This is a genomic window from Streptomyces capoamus, from assembly GCF_014654935.1.
GTDB classification, from domain to species: Bacteria; Actinomycetota; Actinomycetes; order Streptomycetales; family Streptomycetaceae; genus Streptomyces; species Streptomyces capoamus.
The window spans coordinates 33,992-38,801 of record NZ_BNBF01000042.1 but is presented as its reverse complement, the minus strand read 5'-3'; the positions used below and the strand labels follow the sequence as shown (position 1 = coordinate 38,801).

Genomic DNA, 4,810 nt, shown 5'->3' with positions numbered 1-4,810 from the left:
CGCACGCACCGAGCCCCGCTCACCGGCACCGACAAGGCACCGCCGATCCGAGTCGGGCTGATCCGAAAGACACGCCCCAGGGCCCGGAGCCGGAGCCGGGAACGCGGCCGACGGGCCGCGGCGGGCGGTGCACACCGGCGGCGTGCCCGCCGGTACCTGTCCCCGCGAGCCGCTCCAGCCTCCCGTTCCAGCCTCCCGCTCCAGCGGGGGAACTCGGCCCGGGCCTGCGCGCTCACCCGCGTGCGGCCCGGTCCGTCCGCTGCCAGGCGGAAGACCGTAGGTGTGTCGACGGGGGTCGACGGGTGGGGCCCGCGCCGCTCCGCCCAGCGGGAGCGGGGGCCGTGGCTCGGCGTCCGCGCACGTCAGGCGCGGGTCCGGTACGCCGCCCCCGAGCGGCGACGGGCCGCCTGCGCGGGGTCCCGGCGAGGGGGGCCGGGCCGCCGGCCACGGGCACGCAACGAATCGCCGTCCGGTCCCCGCCGCACGCAACGAACCGCGCACCGGCGCGCAACGGCTCCTGCTTGTCCGGCCGAGCGCGCCGACCGTACCTTCTTTGTGAACCCCATACTTCCCGTTCCGGTGAGGATGCCCCATGCGCACCGCCCTGCTCCAGAGCTCCGGCCGCCCCGGTTCCGTCGTCGAGAACCTCAAGGTCCTCGACGAGGCCGCCGGCCGGGCCGCCGCCGCGGGTGCCGCGCTGCTGGCGGCGCCGGAGATGTTCCTCACCGGGTACGCGATCGGCGACGACATCGCGCGCCTCGCCGAGCCCGCCGACGGCCCCTCCGCGGACGCGATCGCCGAGATCGCCGCCCGGCACGGGCTCGCCGTCGTGTACGGCTACCCGGAGCGGGACGGCGAGACCGTCTACAACTCCGCCCAGATGGTGTCCGCCGACGGCACCCGGCTCGCGAACTACCGCAAGACCCACCTCTTCGGCTGCGCCGAGCGCGAGCACTTCGCCCCGGGCGAGCAGTCCCTCGTCCAGACCCGGCTCGGCGGCCTGACGGTCGGCATCATGATCTGCTACGACGTCGAGTTCCCGGAGAACGCCCGCGCCCACGCCCTGGCCGGCACCGACCTGCTCGTCGTGCCGACGGCGAACATGCACCCGTTCCAGTTCGTCGCCGAGGCCATGGTGCCGGTGCGGGCCTGGGAGAACCAGATGTACGTCGCGTACGTCAACCGGGTCGGCGCCGAGGGCGAGTTCGAGTTCTTCGGGCTGTCCGCCCTCGCCGGACCCGACGGGATCGCCCGCAGCCGCGCCGGCCGCGGCGAGGAGCTGATCGTCGCCGACGTCGACCCCGCCTTCCTCGCCGCCTCCCGTGAGGCCAACCCGTACCTGAAGGACCGCCGCCCCGGTCTGTACGGGTCCCTCGTCTGAATCCCCTGAGCTTCCCCCCGAACTTCCCCCCGAGTTCTTTCGCGCAAGGAGTCCGTACCCCATGACGTCCACGGTGCCCAACGCCGTCGAGCACACCGACGAGCAGCAGCCGCCGATCACCATGTTCGGCCCGGACTTCCCCTACGCCTACGACGACTTCCTCGCCCACCCGGCGGGCCTGGGCCAGATACCGGCGACCGAGCACGGCACCGAGGTCGCGGTCATCGGCGGCGGCCTGTCCGGCATCGTGGCCGCCTACGAGCTGATGAAGATGGGCCTCAAGCCCGTCGTCTACGAGGCCGACCAGATCGGCGGCCGGCTCCGCACGGTCGGCTTCGAGGGCTGCGACGACTCGCTGACCGCCGAGATGGGCGCGATGCGCTTCCCGCCGTCCTCCACCGCGCTGCAGCACTACATCGACCTGGTCGGCCTGGAGACCAGGCCGTTCCCGAACCCGCTGGCCGAGGCCACCCCGTCGACCGTCGTCGACCTCAAGGGCGAGTCGCACTACGCCGAGACGATCGACGACCTGCCCCAGGTGTACCGGGACGTCGCCGAGGCGTGGGGCAAGTGCCTGGAGGAGGGTGCCGACTTCTCCGACATGAACCGCGCGATGCGCGAGCGGGACGTGCCGCGCATCCGCGAGATCTGGTCGCAGCTGGTCGAGAAGCTCGACAACCAGACCTTCTACGGCTTCCTCTGCGACTCCGAGGCCTTCAAGTCCTTCCGGCACCGGGAGATCTTCGGCCAGGTGGGCTTCGGCACCGGCGGCTGGGACACCGACTTCCCGAACTCCATCCTGGAGATCCTCCGCGTCGTCTACACCGAGGCCGACGACCACCACCGCGGCATCGTCGGCGGCTCGCAGCAGCTGCCGCTGCGCCTGTGGGAGCGCGAGCCGGAGAAGATCGTCCACTGGCCGTACGGCACCTCGCTCGCCACCCTGCACGAGGGCGGCAAGCCGCTGCCGGCCGTGACCCGGCTGCACCGCACCGCCGGCAACCGGATCACCGTGACGGACGCGAACGGCGACATCCGCACCTACCAGGCGGCGATCTTCACCGCCCAGTCCTGGATGCTGCTGTCCAAGATCGCCTGTGACGACTCGCTGTTCCCGATCGACCACTGGACGGCGATCGAGCGCACCCACTACATGGAGTCCTCGAAGCTGTTCGTCCCCGTCGACCGGCCGTTCTGGCTGGACAAGGACGAGGAGACGGGCCGGGACGTCATGTCGATGACGCTCACCGACCGCATGACCCGCGGCACCTATCTGCTGGACGACGGCCCGGACAAGCCCGCCGTGATCTGCCTGTCCTACACCTGGTGCGACGACAGCCTGAAGTGGCTGCCGCTGTCCGCGAACGAGCGGATGGAGGTCATGCTGAAGTCGCTCGGCGAGATCTACCCGAAGGTCGACATCAGGAAGCACATCATCGGCAACCCGGTGACGGTCTCCTGGGAGAACGAGCCCTACTTCATGGGCGCCTTCAAGGCCAACCTGCCCGGCCACTACCGCTACCAGCGGCGCCTGTTCACGCACTTCATGCAGGACCGGCTGCCCGCGGACAAGCGCGGCATCTTCCTCGCCGGCGACGACATCTCCTGGACGGCCGGCTGGGCCGAGGGCGCCATCCAGACCGCGCTGAACGCGGTGTGGGGCGTCATGCACCACTTCGGCGGGCGGACCGACGAGACGAACCCGGGTCCGGGCGACGTCTACGACGAGATCGCCCCGGTGGAGCTTCCCGAGGACTGACCCGGGGAACCGACCAAGGCGCGGGCGGCCGGCCACGGATTCCGGCCGCCCGCGCCTTTTCCAACCCCCGGTGCCTCAGTCGGCCAGCGGCGTCAGCAGCATCCGGCCCGCGAAACCCACCGCCGCGTCCAGCCGTTCGGTGAGCTCCTCGGCCACGTCGGCGCAGTGCCGCAGCGCCCACAGTGCCCGGGCCGCGGCCCAGGTGGCGTCCCGCGCCCGCTCCAGGCTCCAGGAGCCCAGCAGGTGGGTGAGGGGGTCGGCGATCTGCAGCAGGTCGGGGCCCGGCATCAGGTCCTCGCGGACGCGTTCCTCCAGCGACACGAGGAGATCGCCGACGCGCTCGAACTCGTCCTCCAGGTCCGCCGGTGCGCAGCCGAGCGTCCGGCAGGCGTCGACCACGGCCAGCGCGAGGTCGTGGCCGATGTGGGCGTTGATGCCGGCCAGCGCGAACTGCAGGGGCCGTACCCCGGGGTGGCGGCGGAGCTGGAACAGCGGCCGCCAGCAGGCGGGCGGCCGGCGGTCGGCGGCCGCCGCGTCGACCGCGGCCAGGTACCGCTCGGCGAAGCGCACGTCCAGCGCGGCCGCCGCGCGCGGGTCGGGGAACTCCCCGGCGTGCAGGCGCCGGTCGACCTCCTCGGTCACGGCGAGGTAGACGCGGTTGAACACGGCGACACCGTCCCGGGCGGGCAGGGCCGCGTCGAGCGCGCGCATCCGTGCGACGACGGCGCCGACGGGGGCGGTGAGGAGTTCCGGCTGGGCCATGGGGGAAGGGTCCCAGTCCGGGGCCGGCCCGCGTGCCGACCGGCCCGGTGCTTCGCCGGAACGGGGGAACCCCCGGGGCCTACGGCTCGCGGCGCGGCGCCCCGGTGTCCGGCGCCGGGTCCGCCCCCCTGTCGTAGGCGGAGGTGCCCTCGTCCAGCAGCGGTTCCTGCCGCTTGAGGTGGGCCGGGGCGAAGGCACGCAGCGCGTGGTAGCCGGTGATGACCACGAGGGTGCCCAGGGCGATGCCGCTGAGCGAGAAGGTGTCGGTGAACTTCAGGGTGACGTTGCCGACGCCGATGATGATGCCCGCGGCGGCCGGCACCAGGTTCAGCGGGTTGCGCAGGTCCACCTCGGCGTGCAGCCAGATCTGCGCGCCGAGCAGGCCGATCATGCCGTAGAGGATCACGGTGATGCCGCCGAGCACACCGCCCGGGATCGCGGCGACGACCGCGCCGAACTTGGGGCAGACGCCGAAGAGCAGCGCGAAGCAGGCGGCGGCCCAGTAGGCGGCGGTGGAGTAGACGCGGGTCGCGGCCATCACGCCGATGTTCTCCGAGTAGGTGGTGTTCGGCGGGCCGCCGACGGCCGTCGACAGCACGGAGGCGACACCGTCCGCCGAGATGGCCGTACCGAGCTTGTCGTCCAGCGGGTCGCCGGTCATCTCGCCGACCGCCTTGACGTGGCCCGCGTTCTCGGCGACCAGGGCGATGACCACCGGCAGCGCGACCAGGACCGCCGACCACTGGAAGGACGGCCCGTGGAAGTGCGGCAGACCGATCCAGTCGGCCTTGGTGACGCCGGAGAGGTCCAGCCGCCAGTGGTCGGTGACCTTGCCGTCCGGACCCGTCGAGTGGATCCGGCCGAAGATCCGGTCGGACGCCCAGGAGATGCCGTACCCGAAGACCAGG

General features: G+C 72.4%; 4 protein-coding genes. 2 read left to right on the top strand and 2 right to left on the bottom strand.

The window, feature by feature from the left end:
• Positions 1-592 precede the first annotated feature (592 nt).
• A complete protein-coding gene (locus IE312_RS36425; RefSeq protein WP_189986605.1) occupies positions 593-1,381 on the top strand; it encodes a carbon-nitrogen hydrolase family protein in 789 nt (262 codons plus the stop codon).
• Between the two features lie 61 nt (positions 1,382-1,442).
• Positions 1,443-3,140 (top strand): flavin monoamine oxidase family protein, encoded by a 1,698-nt coding sequence (locus IE312_RS36420; RefSeq protein ID WP_189986604.1) that lies wholly within the window; start codon positions 1,443-1,445, stop codon positions 3,138-3,140.
• A 75-nt stretch (positions 3,141-3,215) separates the two neighbouring features.
• Here the strand turns inward: IE312_RS36420 and IE312_RS36415 are convergent, their stop codons facing one another.
• Both IE312_RS36415 and IE312_RS43405 read right to left on the bottom strand, forming a co-directional pair.
• Positions 3,216-3,902, bottom strand: a complete 687-nt coding sequence (locus IE312_RS36415) for a DUF5995 family protein (protein ID WP_189986603.1) — start codon at positions 3,900-3,902, stop codon at positions 3,216-3,218.
• A 79-nt stretch (positions 3,903-3,981) separates the two neighbouring features.
• Positions 3,982-4,810 (bottom strand): uracil-xanthine permease family protein (locus tag IE312_RS43405; RefSeq protein ID WP_306419867.1); only part of this gene is annotated, 829 nt, incomplete at its 5' end.